At 73.9% G+C, this 20,178-nt stretch carries 20 protein-coding genes; 6 read left to right on the top strand and 14 right to left on the bottom strand.

Features of this window, described 5'->3' with window-relative positions:
• Window positions 1-142: 142 nt before the first annotated feature.
• On the bottom strand, window positions 143-655 hold the full coding sequence (locus RMN56_RS04305) for a YcxB family protein (protein WP_313722544.1): 513 nt from the start codon (window positions 653-655) through the stop codon (window positions 143-145).
• Window positions 656-704: 49 nt separating this feature from the next.
• Window positions 705-1,247: a GNAT family N-acetyltransferase gene (locus RMN56_RS04310; protein WP_313722545.1), complete on the bottom strand. Its 543-nt coding sequence runs from the start codon at window positions 1,245-1,247 to the stop codon at window positions 705-707.
• A 50-nt stretch (window positions 1,248-1,297) separates the two neighbouring features.
• On the opposite strand from RMN56_RS04310, the gene RMN56_RS04315 reads away from it, so the two are divergent.
• Window positions 1,298-2,140 carry a YhjD/YihY/BrkB family envelope integrity protein gene (locus RMN56_RS04315; RefSeq protein WP_313722546.1) on the top strand — a complete coding sequence of 281 codons (843 nt, stop codon included), beginning with the start codon at window positions 1,298-1,300 and terminating at the stop codon, window positions 2,138-2,140.
• A gap of 75 nt (window positions 2,141-2,215) precedes the next feature.
• Window positions 2,216-3,817, top strand: a complete 1,602-nt coding sequence (locus tag RMN56_RS04320; protein WP_313722547.1) for a phytoene desaturase family protein — start codon at window positions 2,216-2,218, stop codon at window positions 3,815-3,817.
• Here the strand turns inward: RMN56_RS04320 and RMN56_RS04325 are convergent.
• From RMN56_RS04325 to RMN56_RS04335, 3 genes are all read right to left on the bottom strand, one after another.
• Window positions 3,798-4,439 carry a TMEM175 family protein gene (locus tag RMN56_RS04325; RefSeq protein WP_313724646.1) on the bottom strand — a complete coding sequence of 214 codons (642 nt, stop codon included), beginning with the start codon at window positions 4,437-4,439 and terminating at the stop codon, window positions 3,798-3,800. The two genes, RMN56_RS04320 and RMN56_RS04325, sit on opposite strands and share 20 nt — an antisense overlap.
• 110 nt (window positions 4,440-4,549) lie before the next feature.
• Window positions 4,550-6,130, bottom strand: a complete 1,581-nt coding sequence (locus RMN56_RS04330; protein ID WP_313722548.1) for a Rieske 2Fe-2S domain-containing protein — start codon at window positions 6,128-6,130, stop codon at window positions 4,550-4,552.
• A 125-nt stretch (window positions 6,131-6,255) separates the two neighbouring features.
• Window positions 6,256-7,113 (bottom strand): tetratricopeptide repeat protein, encoded by an 858-nt coding sequence (locus RMN56_RS04335; RefSeq protein ID WP_313722549.1) that lies wholly within the window; start codon window positions 7,111-7,113, stop codon window positions 6,256-6,258.
• A gap of 89 nt (window positions 7,114-7,202) precedes the next feature.
• Between RMN56_RS04335 and RMN56_RS04340 the strand changes: the two genes are divergently transcribed.
• Window positions 7,203-7,427 carry a DUF2631 domain-containing protein gene (locus RMN56_RS04340; RefSeq protein ID WP_262281393.1) on the top strand — a complete coding sequence of 75 codons (225 nt, stop codon included), beginning with the start codon at window positions 7,203-7,205 and terminating at the stop codon, window positions 7,425-7,427.
• Between the two features lie 75 nt (window positions 7,428-7,502).
• Here RMN56_RS04340 and RMN56_RS04345 read toward each other — a convergent pair whose 3' ends face one another.
• The 8 genes from RMN56_RS04345 to RMN56_RS04380 form a co-directional block, all read right to left on the bottom strand.
• Entirely contained in the window at window positions 7,503-8,633 is a 1,131-nt protein-coding gene (locus RMN56_RS04345; RefSeq protein WP_313722550.1) for a DivIVA domain-containing protein, read from the bottom strand.
• A gap of 29 nt (window positions 8,634-8,662) precedes the next feature.
• On the bottom strand, window positions 8,663-9,808 hold the full coding sequence (gene rlmN / locus RMN56_RS04350) for a dual-specificity RNA methyltransferase RlmN (protein WP_313722551.1): 1,146 nt from the start codon (window positions 9,806-9,808) through the stop codon (window positions 8,663-8,665).
• Window positions 9,809-9,912: 104 nt separating this feature from the next.
• Window positions 9,913-11,322: a phosphatidate cytidylyltransferase gene (locus tag RMN56_RS04355; protein ID WP_313722552.1), complete on the bottom strand. Its 1,410-nt coding sequence runs from the start codon at window positions 11,320-11,322 to the stop codon at window positions 9,913-9,915.
• Window positions 11,323-11,578: 256 nt separating this feature from the next.
• Entirely contained in the window at window positions 11,579-12,136 is a 558-nt protein-coding gene (frr, locus tag RMN56_RS04360; RefSeq protein ID WP_313722553.1) for a ribosome recycling factor, read from the bottom strand.
• Between the two features lie 87 nt (window positions 12,137-12,223).
• Window positions 12,224-12,991: a UMP kinase gene (gene pyrH / locus RMN56_RS04365; RefSeq protein WP_091268664.1), complete on the bottom strand. Its 768-nt coding sequence runs from the start codon at window positions 12,989-12,991 to the stop codon at window positions 12,224-12,226.
• A 164-nt stretch (window positions 12,992-13,155) separates the two neighbouring features.
• Window positions 13,156-13,983, bottom strand: coding sequence for a translation elongation factor Ts (tsf, locus tag RMN56_RS04370; protein ID WP_107079213.1), 828 nt, complete (start codon window positions 13,981-13,983; stop codon window positions 13,156-13,158).
• A gap of 134 nt (window positions 13,984-14,117) precedes the next feature.
• Window positions 14,118-15,002, bottom strand: coding sequence for a 30S ribosomal protein S2 (gene rpsB / locus RMN56_RS04375; protein ID WP_313722554.1), 885 nt, complete (start codon window positions 15,000-15,002; stop codon window positions 14,118-14,120).
• A gap of 318 nt (window positions 15,003-15,320) precedes the next feature.
• The gene (locus RMN56_RS04380) at window positions 15,321-16,385 is read right to left on the bottom strand and encodes a hypothetical protein (protein WP_376787275.1); all 1,065 of its coding nucleotides are present in this window, start codon (window positions 16,383-16,385) and stop codon (window positions 15,321-15,323) included.
• Window positions 16,386-16,606: 221 nt separating this feature from the next.
• On the opposite strand from RMN56_RS04380, the gene RMN56_RS04385 reads away from it, so the two are divergent.
• From RMN56_RS04385 to RMN56_RS04395, 3 genes are read left to right on the top strand one after another with little or no spacing between them, the layout of a single operon-like run.
• Window positions 16,607-16,966, top strand: a complete 360-nt coding sequence (locus RMN56_RS04385; protein WP_313722556.1) for a YraN family protein — start codon at window positions 16,607-16,609, stop codon at window positions 16,964-16,966.
• 2 nt (window positions 16,967-16,968) lie between these two features.
• On the top strand, window positions 16,969-18,489 hold the full coding sequence (locus tag RMN56_RS04390; RefSeq protein ID WP_313722557.1) for a YifB family Mg chelatase-like AAA ATPase: 1,521 nt from the start codon (window positions 16,969-16,971) through the stop codon (window positions 18,487-18,489).
• A complete protein-coding gene (locus tag RMN56_RS04395) occupies window positions 18,486-19,724 on the top strand; it encodes a DNA-processing protein DprA (RefSeq protein WP_313722558.1) in 1,239 nt (412 codons plus the stop codon). Before RMN56_RS04390 ends, RMN56_RS04395 begins: the two co-directional genes overlap by 4 nt.
• Window positions 19,725-19,748: 24 nt before the next feature.
• Here the strand turns inward: RMN56_RS04395 and RMN56_RS04400 are convergent, their stop codons facing one another.
• Entirely contained in the window at window positions 19,749-20,090 is a 342-nt protein-coding gene (locus tag RMN56_RS04400; RefSeq protein WP_313722559.1) for a hypothetical protein, read from the bottom strand.
• Between the last annotated feature and the right edge of the window lie 88 nt (window positions 20,091-20,178).

Raw genomic sequence — 20,178 nt, forward strand, 5'->3', positions numbered from 1 at the left:
CGCCCACCCTAGCGGCGCTGCCCCTGATCACCCGGGATCGCACAACCTGTCCGGTGCCGACGAGTTCAGGCGACCGCCCGGCCGGCGAGCAGGCCTCGGTCACGTCCGAGACGTACCGCAGGCCGCCGAGATTCGGCCCGCCCTACCCGACGGGGGCGATGCGACGGGTGGCCTCCTCCGGTGACCGGCCGAGCAGGCCCCGGGCGTGCAGGAAGGCGAGCAATTCGTCGCGCTGGTCCGCGTCCAGCCCGTCGACCCTGGCCGGCAGCACCTGGTACCGGCCGATCCGGAAGATCAGGTGGTACGGAACCGGCTCGACCCGTTCCACCGCGGGCCAGCGGACCAGACAGTCCACCAGTTCGCCGTCGTAACGCACCCCCTCGTCGCCGACGGACCAGACGATGGGTCGACCGTAGAGCTTCCAGTTCATGCTGACCGTCCGGTGGCCGGCCCACCAGGCGACCAGCGCGAGCGCGACGGCGCCGGCACTTCCGGCCACCACCCCGGCGGTATCACCCGCGTACCACGCCAGGAGGGCCAGCAGCGCCATCACGCCGGCGCAGATCCAGTACGACATCAGGGCCCGGCGGAAGGCCCGGCGCAGCGCGAAGCCGAGCAGCCGCCGGTTGGGCTCCGTCGTGAAGGTGATCGACACGAGCGGAGACGATACGTCCGTCGTCCGCCGGATGATCTCCGCCGAACGGCTACGCCGGGCTGGCCAGGACGAACGTTTCGAGCTCGGCGCCCGCGTACCAGTCGGTGCGGGTGCCGACGTGGGTCATGCCGAGCCGCCGGGCCACCGCCATCGACGGCTCGTTGCCGGCCATCACCACCGCGTGGACCTGGCGGGTGCCGGCGGCGAACTCGCGCTCCAGCACGGCCCGGGCCGCCTCGGTGGCGTAGCCGTGCCCCTGCGCGTCGGGGTGCAGGTGCCAGCCGACCTCGATGTCGTCGGTGGGCGTGACCCCGTCCCGCCCGGGCAGCGGCTTGAGCAGGACGCTGCCGGCCGCCCGACCGGTGCCGCGCGGCGCGATCGCCCAGATTCCCCAGCGGCCGGCGTACGGCGCGTAGCGCTCGCGCCAGGAGTGCAGGCGCTCGCGGGCCTCGGCCGGGTCGGTCATCCGCCCCGCGCCGCCGCCCAGCCAGCGCATCACCTCGTCGCGGGAGTAGATGTCGTAGATCCGGGCCAGGTCGTCCGGCGACTCCGTCCAGTCCCGGACCACCAACCGCTCGGTCGAGGTGATCACACGCCGGATCGTAATGCGTGCCGGGGCGTCCCACGGGGAACGAGGTGGCGATGGGTGCGGGATGGCAGTGGGCGAAGCGGATCACCGGCGTCGCGTTCCGGCCGGTACGCGGCCGCGACCTCTCGCTGCACGCCGCCGCGATCACCTTCTACGGGGCGATCGCCGTGGTGCCGGTGGCGCTGCTGGCGATCTGGCTGACCGGGCTGGTGGCCGGGGACGACCGCGTGCGCCGGCTCACCTCGTACGCGATCAACACGCTGCCCACCGACATCGGCGCCAACCGGGCGGTGGCCGCGCTGGTGGAGGCCGGGTTGGGGTTGACCCCGCTGCTGGCGCTGGCCTCGCTGCTGCCGGCGTCGCTCTACGGCGAGGGGCTGCGCCGGGCGTTCGTCTCCGTCGCCATCCCCCGCGGCCAGGCCGGGTCCCTGGTCGGCTGGCGGGGCCGGCTGCTGCTGCTTCCGCTGCTGGCCCCCGCCCCGGCGCTGCTGCTGGCGGTGCTGCTCGCGCTGCCGCTCACCACCCACCTGGTCCGGCAGGGCGGCTGGCTGGGGGCGCTGGGCGTGGTGCTCTCCTTCCTGGCCACCTGGCTGGTGCTCACGCCGGTGCTGGTCTGGCTGTTCCGGGTGGTCGGGCCGGCCGCCCCGGACTGGCTCGCCACGCTGGGCCTGGGCTCGTTCACCGCGGCGAACCTGTCCGGGTTCCTGCACGGCTTCGTGCTGTTCTGCTCGCTGCCGCTGGACCTGGGGGCGCCGTTCGGCGGGTTCGACGAGATCGGCGGCGGGGTCGCCGTGCTGCTCTGGCTCTACCTGTTCCACGTGATCGTGCTGGCCGGCTACTCGGCCACCCTGGCACTCTCCCGTTGGCGGGCCGCCCGGGCGGCCGCCCGCGCCTGATCGCCGGCCCCGGTTCCGCGTACGCTCCGCCGACCCCTCCCCGGGCGGGGCTCCGCGCCGCTAGGCTGCCCGGGCATGAGCGATGCGAGTGAGCTGCCGTCCCGCGCCGACGTCGTCGTGGTCGGCTCCGGACACAACGGGCTGGTCTCGGCGATCCTGCTGGCCCGCGCCGGCCTCGACGTGCTGGTGCTGGAGGCGGCCGAGGTGATCGGCGGGGCCACCCGCACCGAGAACCCGTTCCCCAAGGTGCCCGGGCTGCGGCACTCCACCGGGTCGTACCTGCTCGGGTTGATGCCGCCGGAACTGCTCGCCACCCTCGACGTGACGATCCCGGTGCTGCGCCGCGACCCGCACTACTTTCTGCCCACCCCGGGCGGGCTCGGCTCGCCGTACCTGCTCTTCGGCAGTGACACGGCGAGCACCCGGCGGCAGCTCGCCGAGTTCTTCTCGCCCGCCGACGTGGCCGCCGACGACGCGCTCCAGGCCGAGCTGGCCCAGCTCCGGGAGGACCTGGCGCCGGCCTGGCTGGCCGAGCCGCTGCCGGTGGCGGACACCGCCGAACGGTACGTCCGGCCCGCCCTCCGGCAGGTCTTCGTCGACCTGGTCCGCGGGTCGGTCGCCGACTACCTGGCGCGCTTCGACTTCCGCTCCGAGCTGCTGGTCAGCATGTACGCGGTCACCGACGGCCTCTCCGGGCTCAACGCCGGCCCGGACGACCCGGGCACCGGGCACAACTTCCTGGTGCACAACATGTGCCGGCTGCCCGGCTCCGACGGCACCTGGATGATCGCCCAGGGCGGGATGGGCACGGTCTCCCGGACCTTCGCCGACGCCGCCCGCGCGGCCGGCGCCCGCATCGTCACCGGCACGCCGGTCACCGCCGTCACCCTCGACGGCGGCGCGGCGGGCGGTGTGGTGCTGGCCGACGGGCGGGAGGTGGCCGCGTCCGTGGTACTCGGCGCCTGCGACCCGTACCGGCTGATGGAGCTGCTGCCCGACGGCGCGCTCCCGGCGGAGCTGGGCGCGCGGATGGCGGCGGTCCGCCGGCCGGGCACCACGCTGAAGCTCAACCTGGCGCTCACCGGCCTGCCCCGCTTCTCCTGCCTGCCGGCGGACGCGCCGAGCCCGTTCGGGTCCACCATCCACCTGCTCCCCGGCTCGGCGTCGCTGGTCGGCGCCGGTGGCGAGGCGCCGATGGCCGCGCTGCGCGGCATGTGGGCGGACGTGCAGGCCGGGCGGCTGCCCGAGGAGCCGACCATCGAGTGGTACCTGCACACCACGGTCGACCCGTCGCTCTCCGACGGCGCCGGGCACCACTCGTCGGCGCTCTTCGTCCAGTCGGTCCCCTACGAGCTGGCCGGCACCACCTGGGACGCGGCGCTGCCCGGCTACGTCGACCGGCTGATCGACATCTGCGAGCGGTACGCGCCGGGCACCCGCGACCTGATCGCCGACGCCGTGCCGCTGCCCCCGCCGGGCATCGAGGCGCACTTCGGCATCACCGGCGGGCACATCCACCACGTGGACAACACCGTCTCGTTCACCGACCGGATGCCCTACGCCACCGGGGTCGACGGCGTCTACGCGGGCAGCGCCGGCTGCCACCCGGCCGGCAGCGTGATCGGCGCGGCCGGGCACAACGCCGCCCAGCGGATCCTCAGCGACCTCGGCCGCTGACCTCGCCGGCGCGGGGCAGGTCGCCGGGACGGCGGACGAGGGAGAGACCGACGAGCAGCAGCAGGTAGAGGAGCAGGCTGAGGATCGGGTCGACGAAGACGAAGGCGAAGGCGACCGTGTAGAGCAGCGGACGCACCACCAGCCGCCGCGAGACCGCTCCGGCCAGTTGCGGGTCCAGATCGGGGTGGAGCAGGTGGTGCCGCCGGGCCCACCACCAGCTCAGGTTGAAGAAGAACGACTCCCCCAGCACGGTGCCGAGGTAGAGGACGGCGGTCAGCCGCTGCTCGGTCCCGCTGCCGCGCAGGTTGTCCGCCAACAGGTCGGCGGTGAACGGGATCGCCGCCACGAAGAGCAGCACGAGCAGGTTGAACATGAGCAGCACCTGGTCGACCCGGACCACGTACCGCCACATGTTGTGGTGGCCGAGCCAGATCTGGCCGGCGATCCCGAAGGTGATCACGTAGGCCAGGTAGGCCGGCCAGGCCTGGACGAGGGCGTCGGGGAGCTGTCGCCCGGGATCCCGGGCCGGGCCGTTCTGGAGCAGTTCGACGGCCATCACCGTCAGCACGACCGCGAAGACGCCGTCGCTGAACGTCTCCACCCGGGAGGCGTCCCGGGTCATCTCCCGGTCACGCCGGTAGCGGTAGTCCCTCTCCCTCGCGTCCGCGTCCGTCACGCCGCCCCCTTCCCGACCTGATGGTCACCCGGCGGGGGCGGCGTGCGGGGGGAAACTCAGCTGACTGCCTCGCCCGCGGGGGCCGGGGTGTCGGCGTCCGCCCGGTGGGCGCGGATCTTGTGGCCGACGCTGGTGAGGCAGCGGCCGCTCGCCATGTCGAACTTCCACCCGTGCAGCTGGCAGGTGAGCTGGTCGCCCTCCACGATGCCGAACCGGCTCAGGTCCGCCTTCAGGTGCGGGCAGCGGCGCTGCACCACCCAGCCGTCGAGGGTGATGTCCTCGGCGTCGACGGCCCGCTCGTGCTCGTCGTACCAGCCCTCGGCGTACTGGAGGCGCTCCTCCGAGAGGCACTTGAAGAACGCGTAGACGAACTCGTTGTACTGGCCGATCCGGGCCGCCGAGAACCGGCAGGAGAGGAAGAGCGAGTTGACCCAGTCGACCTCGCCGATGTGCAGCAGGTGCTCGACAAGGGCCCGCTCGGTGCGGAACCGGTAGCGGACCTTCTCGTCCGCGTACGGCCGGACCTCCTTGCCCGGGAAGTCCACCACGATTGATTCGACCGATTCCCCGTCGTAGCCGACGAGGTCGAAGCGCACCGGACCGCCGACACCCTTGGCCAGGTAGATCGACTCGTCCAGCAGCGGCTCGATCCGGCGCTTCATCTCGCCGAGCACGTCCACCTCGGGGTGCCGCCACGACGCCTTCTCGGCCTCGATGATCGGGCGCTTGCGCTCCCGCATCTCCTCCAGGTGGGCGCGCTTGTTCGCGAAGAACTCCTCGACGGGCACCGGGTGGGTGGTCGTCGCGCCCTCGGTGGTGACCTCCGCGACGCTGCCCGGCAGCAGGACGATGCCGTTGGTCCCGCCGACCTTGGCGTACTCGGACAGGAACACCGACTGGTCGGGGAAGATGTTCCCCTCGTCGCCGAAGATGTCGTTGAACTGGAACAGCTCGTCGTCGAGGAAGCAGGGCGGGCCGGCGATCGGGAAGACGTGGTCGGCCTTCAGGTCGTCGATGTAGCGCCAGGTGCGGTCGAACTGCCGCTCCCGCTTCTGCTTGCCGAACGCGGTCTTCGCCGCCTGGGGCAGCTCGTAGACCATCGGGTACCAGATCGCGCCGGAGAACTGGAGCAGGTGCGCGTGCACGTGGCCCAGCTCGGCGAAGACGGTCAGGTCGGTGGGCCGGGCGTCGTTCTGGTTGAGCAGCCGGACCCCGTCGTACTCCACCCAGAGCGAGGAGTCGCCGATCGGGCCGTCGGTCGGGCTGGTCAACGCCTGGATCATGATCTTCAGGCCGCCGGGCAGCTCCACGACCTGCTCGTTCGGGGCCTTGAGGAACTTGGTGAAGCCCAACTCCCGCAGCTCGTCCTCCATCTCCGAGGTGGGGAACTCGGGGAGCAGGACGGTGGCGTCCTTGGAGATGTGATCCCGCAGGTGCCGGGCGTCGAAGTGGTCCCGGTGCAGGTGCGACACGTACAGGTAGTCGCACTGGCCGAGGGTCGCCCAGTCGAGCTGGGAGTTGTCCGGGAAGGGGAACCAGGAGGCGAAGTAGGCGGGATTGACCCACGGGTCGCACAGGATGCTGCCCGCGGCCGTGTCGATCCGCATGCTGGCATGGCCCGTACCGGTCACTCGCACCGCAATCCCCCTCGAAAAGACATCAGGCGTACGTCACGACGCTACCGGAGGCAGTGTGGTCGCCGTTCCGCGACGCCGGTAGTGGTCTTCCGCCCCGGCGGGCAGGTCCAACGGCCCGAGCGGGGTCAACCCTCGACCGTCCCGGTCCAGTTCCGCCGCTGCGGGGCGGCCGCGCACCAGGCGTCCAACAGCCCGACGATGCGGTCCACCGGCGCCGCCAGATGCACCCGCTGCCCGCCGCCGACCTGGTGGTCGCGGTCCTGGTGCACGGTCCCCTCGCTGCAGCAGGCGCACAGAACCCGCACGCCGCTGGCCGGCTCCGCCGCGTACCCGTGCTCGTCGAAGAGCGTGGCCAGCGCGCCGACGTCCTCCGGCGTGCCGGCGACCACGTCAACGGTGGTGGTCGGCAACTCCGAGGCCCGGAACAGCAGCAGCTCGTCGAAGACCGGATACGTCCGGCCGTCCACCGTCCGCTCACCGTTGGGCGCCCCGTCGTGCACCACGACCTCGCCGAAGCGCCGGCCGGACCCGGGCGTCGGCACACTGAGCACCCGGGCGCGGGTGGGGCAGAGTCGCCGGGCCCAGACCACTTCGCCGCCGCCGAGGCGGATCGGGGTGACGCCGAAGTCCGCCTCGATCTCACCCTCGCCGTCCGGAACGTCCAGCCCGTACCCCGACCAGGCGTCCCGCGCCGTCGCCCAGTCCTGCATGATCGTCGCCGCGATGCCCAGGTTCCAGAACGCGGGGTCCCCGCTGCCGCGCGTCGACCGGGCGGCCGCCTCCCGCCCCAGGTCGTACGCCTTCGCCCAGTTCCGCAGGAACTTGTACGCCAGCGCGGCGTTGTACCACCACGACTCGGCGGCGGGGATGTCCGGGTGCCGGCGCGCCAAGCGCTCCCACAGCTCCCCGGCGACCGGCCAGTCTTCGGCGCCCCACGCCTGCTGGGCCCGCTCGTACAACTCGCGGTCGTCCTCGTGGGTCATGTGTCCCTCATCCGGTCGGACCCCGCACCGGGGCCGCCACGGGGCGTGCCAGACTAACCGGAGATCCGATCGCGAGGGAAGGACCGACAGTGGCAGGAAGCGAGCCGGTAACCGCGCCCGACCAGCACCGGCCGGGGCACCGCAAGTCCGGACGGATCGGCGCGGTGCTGTCGGCGGCGGTGTTGGTGCTCATGGCGCTCTGCGGCAACCACGAGGGCAACGTCGAGAACATCTGGCTGTTCGGCCTCGCGGCGCTGCTGCTGGCCATCGTCATCGGCGACGCCGTGCTGCGCCGCAACGGCCTGCGGTCCTGACCGGCCCGCACCCGGCCCATACGCACGAGGGCCCGCCCCCGATCGGGGACGGGCCCTTCGTCGTCGTCGGCGGGGTCAGCGGCCTAGCAGGATGTCCTGCACGTCCTTGAGGGCGGCGTCGACCTCGGCCTCGAAGTAGCCGCCGGGCACCAGCCCGAAGCGCAGGGTGTCCAGGTCCTTCGGGTTCACCGGCATCGGGTTGCGGCCCTGCATGCCGCCGAGCAGCGTCTCGAAGAACCGGTCGACCTGGTCCGGGTCGTATCCGCTGCCGAAGCGGCGCACCTGGAAGCTGCGGCGGATCTGGTCCACCCGGTACAGGTCGCTGCCGGGCGGGCCGGCCATCGGCGGGCCCACCATCGGCGGGCCACCGACCGGCGGACCGGCCATCGGCGGGCCGGACATGCCGGGACCGCCGCCGTAGCCCTGGTCCGGGCCGCCGTAACCCGGGTCCGGGCCGTAGCCCTGGTCCGGGCCGTAGCCCTGGTCCGGGCCGTAGCCCTGTTGCGGCAGCTGCGGCGGGCCGGCCGGGCCACGACCGCGCGGGTCACGCAGATCCCGCTCGGGCATCCGGATCTCGGCGGTCATGTCGGCGCGGCCGTGGCGGCCGGCCTCGAAGCCGTCGAAGCGCTCGTCCTGGCCGTAGCCGCCCGGGCCGGGGGGCAGACCGCGGGAGGGCGGGCCGCCGTGTCCCATCGGGGCGCCGGGACCCATCGGGCCGGGACCGCCCGGGCCGCGGGGTGCGTCGTAGCCGCCACGCGGGCCGTCGTACCCGCCGGCGAAGGCGCCGGTCGGCTCGTCGTAGCGGTTGCCGTAGCGGTCGGCGGGCGGGCCGGCCTGCGCGGGCATCGGCCGGGGTGGCATCGGGGGCTGCGGCACCGGGGAGAGGCCACGCTCGTCGCGCATCGGCGGGCCCAGCCGGTCGGCCATCCGGGGATCGCCACCGCGCCCGCCGGGGGCGCCACCGCGCTCCTCCAGCTCGGCGAGCTGCCGCTCGACCCGGTCCAGGTGCAGGTCGACCTGCCACTCGTCGTAGCCGTTGAACCGGACCCGGAAGACGACGTCGTGGACCTCCTGGGAGGCCACGGGCGCGCCGACCGGCTGGCCGGCGAGTGTCGCCTCCACCCGGTCCAGGAAGGCGTCCACCTCGTCGACCTTGTATCCCCGGCGGAGCGCCTTACGCCGGAAACGCTGACCCTGACTCGCCACTATGTCTCCTGGTCTCTACCGCTACGCCGTCACGCCGTTGCGGCGCGTGGGTCGCTGTCCCTGTCCTCGGCGGCGGCGAGCTGCCCACACGCCCCGTCGATCTCGCGACCCCGGGTGTCCCGCACCGTGGTGGACACCCCGGCGTCGCGCAACCGCCGGACGAACTCCCGCTCGACCGGCTTCGGGCTGGCGTCCCAGCGGCTGCCCGGAGTCGGGTTGAGCGGGATCAGGTTCACGTGGGCCAGCTTGCCGGCCAGCAGCCGCCCGAGCAGATCGGCTCTCCACGGCTGGTCGTTCACGTCCTTGATCATCGCGTATTCGATGGACACGCGACGCCCCGTCGTGTCCGCGTAGTCCCACGCCGCGTCCAGCACCTCGGACACCTTCCAGCGCTGGTTGACCGGCACGAGTTCGTCGCGCAGCTCATCATCGGGGGCGTGCAGCGACAACGCAAGGGTCACTGAGAGGTCTTCGCTGGCCAGTCGGCGGATGGCCGGAACCAGCCCGACCGTGGAAACGGTGATGTGCCGCTGGGACAGGCCGAGCCCCTCCGGGGCCGGGGCGACCAGCCGGCGGATCGCCGCCACCACCCGCGCGTAGTTGGCCAGCGGCTCGCCCATGCCCATGAACACCACGTGCGACAGGCGCGGCGGGGAACCGGCCACCGCCCCCGAGGCGGCCACGCCGGCCAGGTAGACGGCCTGGTCGACGATCTCGGCGGTGGAGAGGTTGCGGGTCAGCCCGGCCTGGCCGGTGGCGCAGAACGGGCAGGCCATGCCGCAGCCCGCCTGGCTGGAGATGCAGACGGTGACCCGGTCCGGGTAGCCCATCAGCACGCTCTCCACCAGCGAGCCGTCGTGCAGCCGCCAGAGTGCCTTGCGCGTGGCGCCGTCGTCGCAGGCCATCTCGCGCACCGGGGTGAGCAGGGTGGGCAGCAGCGTGCCCGCCAACCGCTCACGGGTCGCCGCCGGCAGATCGGTCATCCGTGCCGGGTCGCGGACCAGACGGCCGAAGTAGTGGTTCGAGACCTGCTTGGCGCGGAACGCCGGCTCCCCCAGCTCGGTGACGAGCGCCTGCCGGCCCGGCAGGTCCAGGTCGGCGAGGTGACGGGGTGGCATCGCGGGCCGGCGGCCGCGGGCGTCGGGGTCTACGGAGATCAGTGGGAGGCTCGTCATGGCGCGTCCAGTCTGACACGCCGAACGGGGGACGCACCTGTCCGTGGGTGCCGAATCGGCCCCGGCCGGCCGGCCGGGACGACGCCACCCGCGTGATTCACGCCTCAGCCCGCCATCGGCACGAAGATCGCCAGCAGCAGGTAGGCGGTCGGCACCGCGAACAGGATCGAGTCGAGGCGGTCCATCAGGCCGCCGTGCCCGGGGAGCAGGTTGCTCATGTCCTTGACCCCGAGATCGCGCTTGATCATGGACTCGGCGAGGTCGCCGAGCACCGCCGCGCCGGAGATCGCCACCCCGAAGACGGCGCCCCACCACGGGGCCACGTCGAGCAGCAGCCAGAGCAGCAGGGCGCTGCCCGCGGCCGCCGCGGTCACCGAGCCGGCGAAGCCCTCCCAGGACTTCTTCGGGCTGATCGTGGGGGCCATCGGGTGCTTGCCGAAGGCGACACCGGCCGCGTAGCCGCCGGTGTCGGAGAGCACCACGGCGACCAGGGTGACCAGCACCCGCAGGTGACCGTCGTCGGGGGCGGCCGCCAGCATCGCCGCGAAACCGCCGAGGAAGGGCACGTAGACCGCGATCAGGGTGGCCGCGGTGAGGTCCCGCTGGTAGTTGCCGGGGCCGTCGCCCAGCCGCCAGATCATCGTGCCCAGCACGGTGACCAGCAGGCCGAGGCAGAGCGCGTCCGGGCCGGCGAACCAGGCCAGTCCGATGGTGATGACGCCACCGGCGACCAGCGGCACCAGCGGCGGGTGGGCGCCGCTGCGGCGGACCGCGCGGGCCATCTCCCAGGAGCCGATCGCCACCGCGGCGGTGATCACGGCGAGGAACGCCGGCAGGTAGAAGAAGAGCGGCACCACGATGGCCGCGCCGAGGGCCAGCCCGACGCCGATCGCGGCCGGCAGGTTGCGGCCCGCCCGGGACGCCTTCGGCTGGGCGGTCGGCGGGCGGTCCGCGCCGGCCCGGCGCCGGCCCTTCGACCGGCGGGCCGGCGGCTCCGGCTCCGGTCCGGGCTCGTCGCGCACCACCGGCAGGTGGCTGGTCGGCTCGTCGCGTACCGGAGCGATCTGGGCCGTCGGGTACTCCTCGTCGGGCCGGTCGTAGCTCCGGCCCCGCGGGGTCGCGTCGTAGCGGTCCCTCGGGTCGGCGCCCCGGCCCCGGTCCCGGGGGTCGTGGTCCCACAGGTCCCGGTCCGCGGTCCCGTAACCGCCGGGGCCGGTGTCCCGGCGACCCGCGTCCGCGTGGCCGGGGCCGCGGGGCACCGGGTCGTCGCGCCAGCCGCGCTCGGGGGCCGGCGGTCCGTCGTACGGCCGGCGGCCGCGCGGCGCGTCGTAGCCGTCATCGGGTCGGGCGTGCGGGTCGGCGGCGGGCCGGCCGGGCGGACGGGCGTACGCCTCCGGGCCGGCATCCGGCCGGCGCCAGGGCCCGGGCTCCAGGTCGGTCTCCGGCCAGGGCAGCGGGGCCGGGCGGTCCCAGCCGCGCGGCTCGGCGTTGCCGTAGGGGTCGGGGTGGGACATCACGCACCGGCAGGCGGTACGGGAGCCACCACATGACGCAAGACCAAGACCATCCCCTACAGCCGCGAGCAGTTCCGGTTGACCGGCCCGACGGCCGGCCGACTCCCGCCGTTCACCCGGGGGTGGGTGGGAATCGTGCCGAGCCTACTGCACCCGGGAAGCCCGCACGGCGGACGTGGGCCGGCACGACGACGGCACCGGGCCGCCACCCGTGACGGGGCGGCGGCACACCGGTGCCGTGGCGGTACGCGGGCGCTCAGACCTCGAGCAGCTCGTTCTCCTTGTGCTTGACCAGCTCGTCGACGGTGGCGACGAAGCGCTGGGTCAGGTCGTCCAGCTCCTTCTCCGCGCGCCGGCCCTCGTCCTCGCCGACCTCGCCGTCCTTCACCAGGCGGTCCAGCTCTTCCTTGCCCTTGCGGCGGATGTTGCGGACGGCCACCTTGGCCTCCTCGCCCTTGTGCCGGGCGACCTTGATCATCTCGCGGCGCCGCTCCTCGGTCATCTGCGGGAGCACGATGCGCAGCTGGTTGCCCTCGTTGTTCGGGTTGACCCCGAGATCCGAATCGCGGATCGCCTTTTCCATGGCGTTGATCTGCGAGTTGTCGTACGCCTTGATGATCACCATGCGTGGCTCCGGCACGGCGATGGACGCCATCTGCGGCAGCGGGGTCGGGCTGCCGTAGTAGTCGATGACGATCCGGGAGAACATGGCGGCGTTGGCGCGACCGGTGCGGATCCCGCCGAACTCCTCCTTGGCGTGCTCGATGGCCCGCTCCATCTTCTCCTCTGCCTCGAGGAGGGTGTCGTCGATCACCGGTCTCCTCGCCTCCTTCTGTCGCTCGTCGTGGGCTGTGCTGGTGCTGCTGTTGTCGGAGGACCGCTGCCGGACCGGCGGTGCCGGTCAGGCGGTGATCAGCGTGCCGATCTTCTCACCGCCGACGGCACGGACGATCGTGTCGTCGCCCTGGGCGCCGAAGACCAGCATCGGCAGGCCGTTCTCCATGCAGAGGCTGAACGCCGCGGCGTCGGCCACCCGCAGGTTGCGGCGCAGCACCTCGGAGAAGGTGATCGAGTCGAGCTTGCTCGCCGTCGGGTCGATCCGGGGGTCGGCGGTGTAGACGGCGTCCACACCGTTCTTGCTCATCAGCACCACGTCGGCGCGGATCTCCAGCGCCCGCTGAGCGGCCACCGTGTCGGTGGAGAAGTAGGGCATCCCGGCGCCCGCGCCGAAGATGACCACGCGGCCCTTCTCCAGGTGCCGGATCGCCCGCAGCGGGATGTACGGCTCGGCGACCTGGGCCATCGTGATGGCGCTCTGCACCCGGGTCTCGATGCCCTCCTTCTCCAGGAAGTCCTGGAGGGCGAGGCAGTTCATCACCGTGCCCAGCATGCCCATGTAGTCGGCGCGGGCCCGGTCCATGCCCCGCTTCTGCAGCTCGGCGCCGCGGAAGAAGTTGCCGCCGCCGACCACCACGGAAACCTGCACGCCGCGGCGCACCACGGTGGCGATCTGCCGGGCGATGGCCTGCACGACGTCGGGGTCGACGCCGATCGCGCCGCCGCCGAAGACCTCGCCGGAGAGCTTCAGCACCACCCGGCGGGCCCGACCGGGCGGCGGGGCGGTCGGGTCATCCGCCGCCAGGCTCCGGTCACTCACAACCTGCGTCATCCGACCCGCCCCTTCCGTCGCGCACCTCGTGGGCGCCGCGTACCGCGTACCTGCCGCTGCCGACCCTATGTGACGAGGAGGCCGCGGTGCCTGTCACGTACACCGGCGGCCTCCTCGTCGAAGTTTTCCCTGTGCCCGGGCGCGTCAAGCGCCCGTGCGGCGGCTCAGGCCTGACCGACCTCGAACCGCACGAAGCGGGTCACCTCGATGCCGGCGTCGGCCAGCAGCTGCTTCACCGTCTTCTTGTTGTCGGCGACCGAGGCCTGCTCCAGCAGGACGAAGTCCTTGAAGAAGGCGTTGACCCGGCCCTCGACGATCTTCGGCAGCGCCGCCTCGGGCTTGTTCTCCTCGCGGGCGGTCTGCTCGGCGATGCGCCGCTCGGACTCGACGGTCTCGGCCGGGACCTCGTCGCGGGTCAGGTACTTCGGCCGCATGGCGGCGATCTGCATGGCCACGCCGCGGGCGTCCGCGTCGCCGGCCTCGTCAGCCTTGCCGGAGTACTGCACCAGCACGCCGACCGCCGGGGGCAGGTCCTGGCTCTTGCGGTGCAGGTAGACCGCGGTGGTGCCGTCGAGCTTGGCGAAGCGGTTGAGCACCAGCTTCTCGCCGATCTTGGCGGACTGCTCCTGGATCAGGTCGGCCACGCTCTTGCCGTCGATGGTGCTGGCGAGCAGCTCCTCGGCGTTGGTCGCGCCGCTGGCCACACCGTGCTCGACCAGCTGCTGGGCCAGCGCGATGAAGGCGTCGTTCTTGGCGACGAAGTCGGTCTCGCAGTTGAGCTCGAGCAGCGCCTGGCCGGCGTGGGCGATGAGGCCGTTGGCGGCCGTGCGACCGGCCCGCTTGCCGACGTCCTTGGCGCCCTTGACGCGCAGGATCTCGATGGCCTTGTCGAAGTCGCCCTCGGCCTCGGTCAGCGCCTTCTTGGAGTCCATCATGCCGGCGCCGGTGAGGTCGCGGAGCTTCTTGACGTCCGCGGCGGTGAAGTTGGACATGACTCTCTCTTCGGTGTTTGAGACTGCGTTCGAATGTCTGGCTGCCGGTTACCCGGATCCGGGCCGGTTCTGCCCGGCGTACCCGTCGCGCCCCACCGACCGCGAAAACGGACGGTGGGGACGCGACGGCGAGATCACTCCGCGGCGGCGGTCGCCGGCTGCTCGGCGGTCGCGGGCTGCTCGGCGGCGGGCGCCGGCTGCTCGGCGGTGGCGGGCTGCTCGTCGGCCTTCTTCGGCTCCTCGAGCAGCTCGCGCTCCCACTCGGCCAGCGGCTCGTCGGCGCCGACCTGGCCCGGCTCCGGCTTCTCGTCGCCGCCACGGCCACGGCCGGAGCGGGCGATCAGACCGTCGGCCACGGCGGCGGCGACGACCTTGGTCAGCAGCTCGGCCGAGCGGATCGCGTCGTCGTTGCCCGGGATCGGGAAGTCGACCTCGTCCGGGTCGCAGTTGGTGTCGAGCACGGCGATCACCGGGATGCCCAGCTTGCGGGCCTCGTCGACGGCGATGTGCTCCTTCTTGGTGTCGACGATCCAGACCGCGGCCGGGAGCTTCTGCATGTCGCGGAGGCCACCGAGGGTCTTGGTCAGCTTCACCTTCTCGCGGGAGAGCTGCAGGGTCTCCTTCTTGGTGTAACCGGCGGCGGTGCCGCTCAGGTCACCCAGGGCCTCCAGCTCCTTCATCCGCTGCAGCCGCTTGTACACCGTCTGGAAGTTGGTCAGCATGCCGCCGAGCCAGCGGTGGTTCACGTACGGCTGGCCGACCCGGGTCGCCTGCTCGGCGATGGCCTCCTGGGCCTGCTTCTTGGTGCCGACGAAGAGGATGCTGCCGCCCCCGGCCACCGTGGTGCGCACGAACTCGTACGCCTTCTCGATGTAGTCGAGGGTCTGGCGCAGGTCGATGATGTAGATACCGTTGCGCTCGGTGAAGATGAAGCGCTTCATCTTCGGGTTCCAGCGCCGGGTCTGGTGCCCGAAGTGGACACCGCTCTCCAGCAGCTGACGCATGGTCACGACGGCCATGGTGGGTACTCCCTGTTTGTCCCTGGTTGTCCCGTCCGGCCGGCGGCCGGACGCCTGGCGCCCGGTCGCCGGCCATGATGGGCCCGATCAGGGATCGGGACCAGGGAGGCCGCCGCCCCACGAGATCCGTGGAGAGGGCGCGCGAGGTCGACCGCGCAAGGCGGTCGCCAGTCGACCAGTGTACGCCCCTTTCCCGCCCCCCGGTCCCGGGGTTCGGGAACGCCCATCCGGTCCCTTTTCGGGCACGCTTCGCACGGCGTGCCCGAGCCCTGCTGCCGAGGGCCACACGCGGACCGCCAGGCCGGCCGCCGGGGCCGGTCAGCGGGCGGCGAGGGCGGCGGCGAGGAAGAGCACCAGTCCGACGGTCAGGTAGGCGGTCGGCGGGCGGAGCCAGCCGCGGCTGCCGTCGGCGAGCGCCAGCCCTCCGGTGCGCAGCCCGTACAGGCCGGTGCCGAAGATCGGCAACCCGACCACCAGGAACGTGCCCACCACGACGTGCGAGGTGGAGACCGGGTCACCGACCAGGCCGCGCAGCAGCACCCGCAGCGCGGGGACCTCCAGGACCAGCACCATCACCGCGAGCAGCACCGCGAGGGCCGGGCGGCGGGTCCGGTAGACGCCGTCGCCGGGCGGCGGGCCGTCGGGCCGGGGTACGACCGACGGCATGGGGCCGGTCGGCATCTCCAGCGGGTGCGGCGTCGACGCGACCGCCGCCTCCGGCGCGGGGCCGCCCGGGCGCTCCCCGACGATCAACGGGGTCGCGCCGCCGGGGGTGGGCCGGTCCCCCACCGTGATCGGCGTCGGGCCGGCCTGGGCCGGCCCGGCCGGCCGGGCCGACTCGACGACCGGGTAGCCACCCACCGGGCCGGAACGCAACGGGTCGGCGGCGAGCGGACCGGCGGCGCGGTCCGCGGCGAGCGGACCGGCGGAGTCGCGGGCCGGGTAGGCGCCCACCGGGTCCGAACGCAGCGGGTCGGCGGGGCGGTCAGCGGCGAGCGGACCGGCGGACTCGCGGGCCGGGTAGCCGCCCACCGGGTCCGAACGGAGCGGGTCGGCGGTGCGGTCGGCGCCGAGCGGGTCGACGGACTCGCGGGCCGCCCGGCGGCCGCCGCGCTCCCCCGGTAGCTCGCCGGAGGTCTCCACCGGGTCGTCCAGCCGGTGCGGCCGCCAGCCGCCCGTGTCGTCGCCCAGCGGGTCGGCCGACCCGAACCGGGCCGGGTCGCCGTACCGGTTCTCGCCCGTGCGCTGCTCCGGCGCCGGGAAGTCGTCGTCGCGGTAGCGCGGTTCGCCGGTGGCGCGCCAGTCCGGCTCGTACCCGCGGTCGCTCCAGTGCGACCCCTGCTGATCGTCGGGAAAGCTCCGTCGTCCGTCCACGACCGGCACGGTATTCGACCGGCACCACGCGCGCCATCCGGGTCACTCGTCGCATCGCCGCTGGTCACGGACGACATAGCCGGTCATCACGGGCACTCCGTGCAGCGGCGCCCCGTGCGGCCTAGCACAGCGGCAGCATGATCGTGCGTCCGTCCACAGGGGCACCCGCCCTCCACAGGCCGCCCCGCTCGGAACCCACCGCCGGCCCGCCGGCCCGCACGCTGGCCGGCATGACGAAGCGGAACCAGGCCGTCGGGGCGTACGGCGAGCGGTGCGCGGTCCGGCACCTGATCGCGGCGGGGCTGCGCCCGGTCGCCCGGAACTGGCGGTGCCCCGAGGGGGAGATCGACATCATCGCCTGGGAGGGGCCGGTGCTCGCCTTCTGCGAGGTGAAGACCCGGCGTACGGAGGACTTCGGCAGCCCGGCCGAGGCGGTGGTGCGGGCCAAGGCGCGCCGGCTGCGCGGGCTGGCGGCGCGCTGGCTCGCCGCGACGGGCACCACGGCCGAGGAGGTCCGCTTCGACGTCCTGGCGGTCCGGCTGCCGGTCGCCGGGCCGGCCCGGGTCGAGCACCTGAGGGGCGCGTTCTGACCATGAGCTATGCGAAAGTGCTCTGCGTCGGCCTGGTCGGGATGGCCGGGCACGTGGTCGAGGTGGAGGCCGACCTGGCCCCCGGCCTGCCGGGCGTGGTGATCTCGGGCCTGCCCGACACCGCGCTGCACGAGGCCCGGGACCGGGTCCGCGCGGCCATCGTCAACTCGGGCCAGAAGTGGCCGAACCGCCGGATCACCCTCAACCTGCTGCCGGCCACCCTGCCGAAGTACGGCTCCGCCTTCGACCTGGCCATCGCCGTGGCCGTGCTCGGCGGCTCGGGTGAGCTGCCGCTCGTGCCGCTGGACGCCACGGTGGTCCTCGGCGAGCTGGGCCTCGACGGCACCGTCCGTCCGGTCCGCGGCGTGCTGCCGATGGTGGCCGCCGCGGCACGGGCCGGATTCACCCACGTCGTGGTGCCGGCCGGCAACGCCGCCGAGGCGGCGGTGATCCCCGGCGTCCACGTCCGCGCCGTCGACACCCTGCACCGGCTGGTCGCCTTCGTCCGGGACGGCACGCCGCTGCTCACCCCGCCGGCCGACGCGCCCACTCCGGTGACCGGCGGGCCGGATCTCGCCGACGTGGCGGGGCAGCGGCTCGGCCGCCGGGCGCTGGAGGTGGCGGCGGCCGGCGGGCACCACCTCGCGCTGCTCGGCCCGCCGGGCGCCGGCAAGACCATGCTCGCCGAGCGGCTGCCGTCGGTCCTGCCGGAGCTCGACGACGACGCCGCCCTGGAGGTCACCGCCCTGCACTCGATCGCCGGCCTGCTGCCGCCCGGTGGCCGACTGCTCCGCCGGCCCCCGTTCCAGGCCCCACACCACACCGCCACCGTGCCGGCGCTGGTGGGCGGCGGGTCCGGGCTGGCCCGGCCCGGGGCGGTGTCGCTGGCCCACCGGGGCGTCCTCTTCCTCGACGAGGCCGCCGAGTTCAGCAAGGGTGCACTGGAGGCGTTGCGCCAGCCGCTGGAGAACGGCCGGGTCCAGGTCGCCCGGTCCCAGGGCTCCACCGAATACCCGGCCCGCACGCAGCTGGTGCTGGCCGCCAACCCGTGTCCCTGCGCGAAGCCGTCGGGCGACGTCGACTGCCAGTGCACGCCACTGGCTCGGCGGCGTTATCTGGGCCGGCTCTCCGGCCCGCTGCTCGACCGGGTCGACGTGCAGGTGCGGCTGCCCCCGGTCCGCGCGGCGGAGCTGATGCAGACCGGCACTCCCAACGAGTCGTCCGCGACGGTCGCGGCCCGGGTCGCCGAGGCGCGCCGGGCCGCCGCCGACCGCTGGGCCTCGACCGGCCGGCGGCTCAACGCCGAGATCCCCGGCCCGTACCTGCGCCGGCCGCCGTGGCGCCTGCCCGGGCGGGACACCGGGGAGCTGCGGAAGCGGCTCGACACCGGTTCGCTGTCGGCGCGCGGCTTCGACCGGGTCATCCGGCTCGCCTGGACCATCGCCGACCTCGACGGGCGGGGCCGCCCCGACGGCGGGGACATCGCGGAGGCCATCCAACTGAGGACGGGAGAGGGCTCATGAGCGACACCGAGGACCGCCTGCTGGCGCGGGTGGCGCTGACCTGGCTCGCCGAGCCCGGCACCCGGTCGGTGCACCGGCTGGTCGACCAGCTCGGCCCGGTCGCGGCACTCGACCTGCTCCTGGACGGCGGCGCGCCGGACTCGGCGCTCCGGTCCGCCGTGGCGGCCCGCACCACTGCAGGTGACGCGCGAGCGGTGGCGGAGCAGGCGCTGCGCCGCACCGAGCGGCTCGGCGCGCGGATGGTGACCCCCGAGGACGGGGAGTGGCCGGCCCGGGTGGCGGACCTGCGCGCGCTCCACCTGTCCGGGACCGGCCGCCGGGTCGACCTGGAGACCGCCCCACCGCTCTGCTTCTGGGTACGCGGGGCGTGGCCGCTGGACGAGGCGTTGGCGCGATCGGTCGCCGTGGTGGGCGCCCGGGCGGCCACCCCGTACGGCACGCACGTCGCCACCGAGCTGGGCTACGGGCTGGCCGACCGGGACTGGACGGTGGTCTCCGGCGGGGCGTTCGGCATCGACTCCGCCGCGCACCGAGGCGCGCTGACCGCCGGCGGGCTCACGGTCGCCGTGCTGGCCTGCGGGCTGGACCGCCCGTACCCGATGGGCAACGCCGCGCTGTTCGACCGGATCGCCGAGAGTGGCCTGCTCCTGAGCGAGTGGATGCCCGGGGCGGAACCGCTGCGGCCCCGGTTCCTCATCCGCAACCGGGTGATCGCGGCGGCGACCGTGGGCACGGTGCTCGTCGAGGCGTCGGCCCGCAGCGGCGCCACCCAGACGCTCAACCGCGCGATCGGCGTGGGGCGGCCGGCGATGGTGGTGCCGGGGCCGGTCACCTCGGCCATGTCGGTGGGCGCACACGAGGTGCTCCGCGAGCAGCCCAACGCCCGGCTCGTGACCGGCACCGCCCACGTGCTGGAGGAGGTGGGCCGGATCGGGCACGACCTGGCACCGCCCGCCCGCGCGCCGGAACGCCCCCGGGACCGGCTCGACGACGAGGCGGCCCAGGTGCTGGAGGCGCTGCCCCGGCGGAAGGCGATCGGCCTGGAGCGCGTCGCCGCGCGCGCCGGGGTGGACCTGCGCACCGCGATGCGCAAGCTCTCCATGTTGGAGGAACTGGCCATGGTGGTGCGCCGCGACGACGGCTACGCCCTCGCGCCGCCGCCGGAGCGCGGGACCGGGGGCGGCCGGGCGCCGACGGGCGTCGGCCCGGGGCCGTCCGCCGCTCCCCGGGGCTGACCCCGCCCGAGCCTGTCCATGCGCTCAGTCGCCCTCGAACCGGATCTCGGCGTCGCGACTGCTCAGGCAGCGCCGGGCCAGAAGGGCCAGCCGGCGGACCTGGTCGACCTCCGCCGGCGCCCGGGCCACCTCGGCCAGGCAGCGCAGCTCGGCCAGCAGTTGCGGCACCCCCTCGACGTCCACCACCAGCTCACCGAGCGGGTCGACCCGGTCCAGCAGCGGCGTGCGACCGCCGCCCCGCACCCGCTTGAGCAGGTCCAGCAGGACATCCTGCGGGTCCGCCACCACCTCGGTCGAGACGTACGACGGCCGGCGGCGAACGGGCCCGGCCCGCACCTGCCGGTAGAGGACGGCATCCACCCCCACGCTCGGTCCCTCCTCCCGCCGGCGTCACCACCCCGGGGACGCCCGTTCCGATCGGTCTCGCGAATCACCCTTCCGCGCCGCCACCACG

This window comes from Micromonospora halotolerans (assembly GCF_032108445.1).
Lineage (GTDB): Bacteria > Actinomycetota > Actinomycetes > Mycobacteriales > Micromonosporaceae > Micromonospora > Micromonospora halotolerans.

Coding starts and splice junctions, on each gene's coding strand:
- RMN56_RS04315 (WP_313722546.1), top strand. CDS start 1,298: ATGGGTGCGGGATGGCAGTGGGCGAAGCGGATCACCGGCGTCGCGTTC.
- RMN56_RS04320 (WP_313722547.1), top strand. CDS start 2,216: ATGAGCGATGCGAGTGAGCTGCCGTCCCGCGCCGACGTCGTCGTGGTC.
- RMN56_RS04325 (WP_313724646.1), bottom strand. CDS start 4,439: ATGACCCGGGACGCCTCCCGGGTGGAGACGTTCAGCGACGGCGTCTTC.
- RMN56_RS04335 (WP_313722549.1), bottom strand. CDS start 7,113: ATGACCCACGAGGACGACCGCGAGTTGTACGAGCGGGCCCAGCAGGCG.
- rlmN (WP_313722551.1), bottom strand. CDS start 9,808: ATGACGAGCCTCCCACTGATCTCCGTAGACCCCGACGCCCGCGGCCGC.
- RMN56_RS04355 (WP_313722552.1), bottom strand. CDS start 11,322: ATGTCCCACCCCGACCCCTACGGCAACGCCGAGCCGCGCGGCTGGGAC.
- pyrH (WP_091268664.1), bottom strand. CDS start 12,991: ATGACGCAGGTTGTGAGTGACCGGAGCCTGGCGGCGGATGACCCGACC.
- tsf (WP_107079213.1), bottom strand. CDS start 13,983: ATGTCCAACTTCACCGCCGCGGACGTCAAGAAGCTCCGCGACCTCACC.
- rpsB (WP_313722554.1), bottom strand. CDS start 15,002: ATGGCCGTCGTGACCATGCGTCAGCTGCTGGAGAGCGGTGTCCACTTC.
- RMN56_RS04385 (WP_313722556.1), top strand. CDS start 16,607: ATGACGAAGCGGAACCAGGCCGTCGGGGCGTACGGCGAGCGGTGCGCG.
- RMN56_RS04390 (WP_313722557.1), top strand. CDS start 16,969: ATGAGCTATGCGAAAGTGCTCTGCGTCGGCCTGGTCGGGATGGCCGGG.
- RMN56_RS04395 (WP_313722558.1), top strand. CDS start 18,486: ATGAGCGACACCGAGGACCGCCTGCTGGCGCGGGTGGCGCTGACCTGG.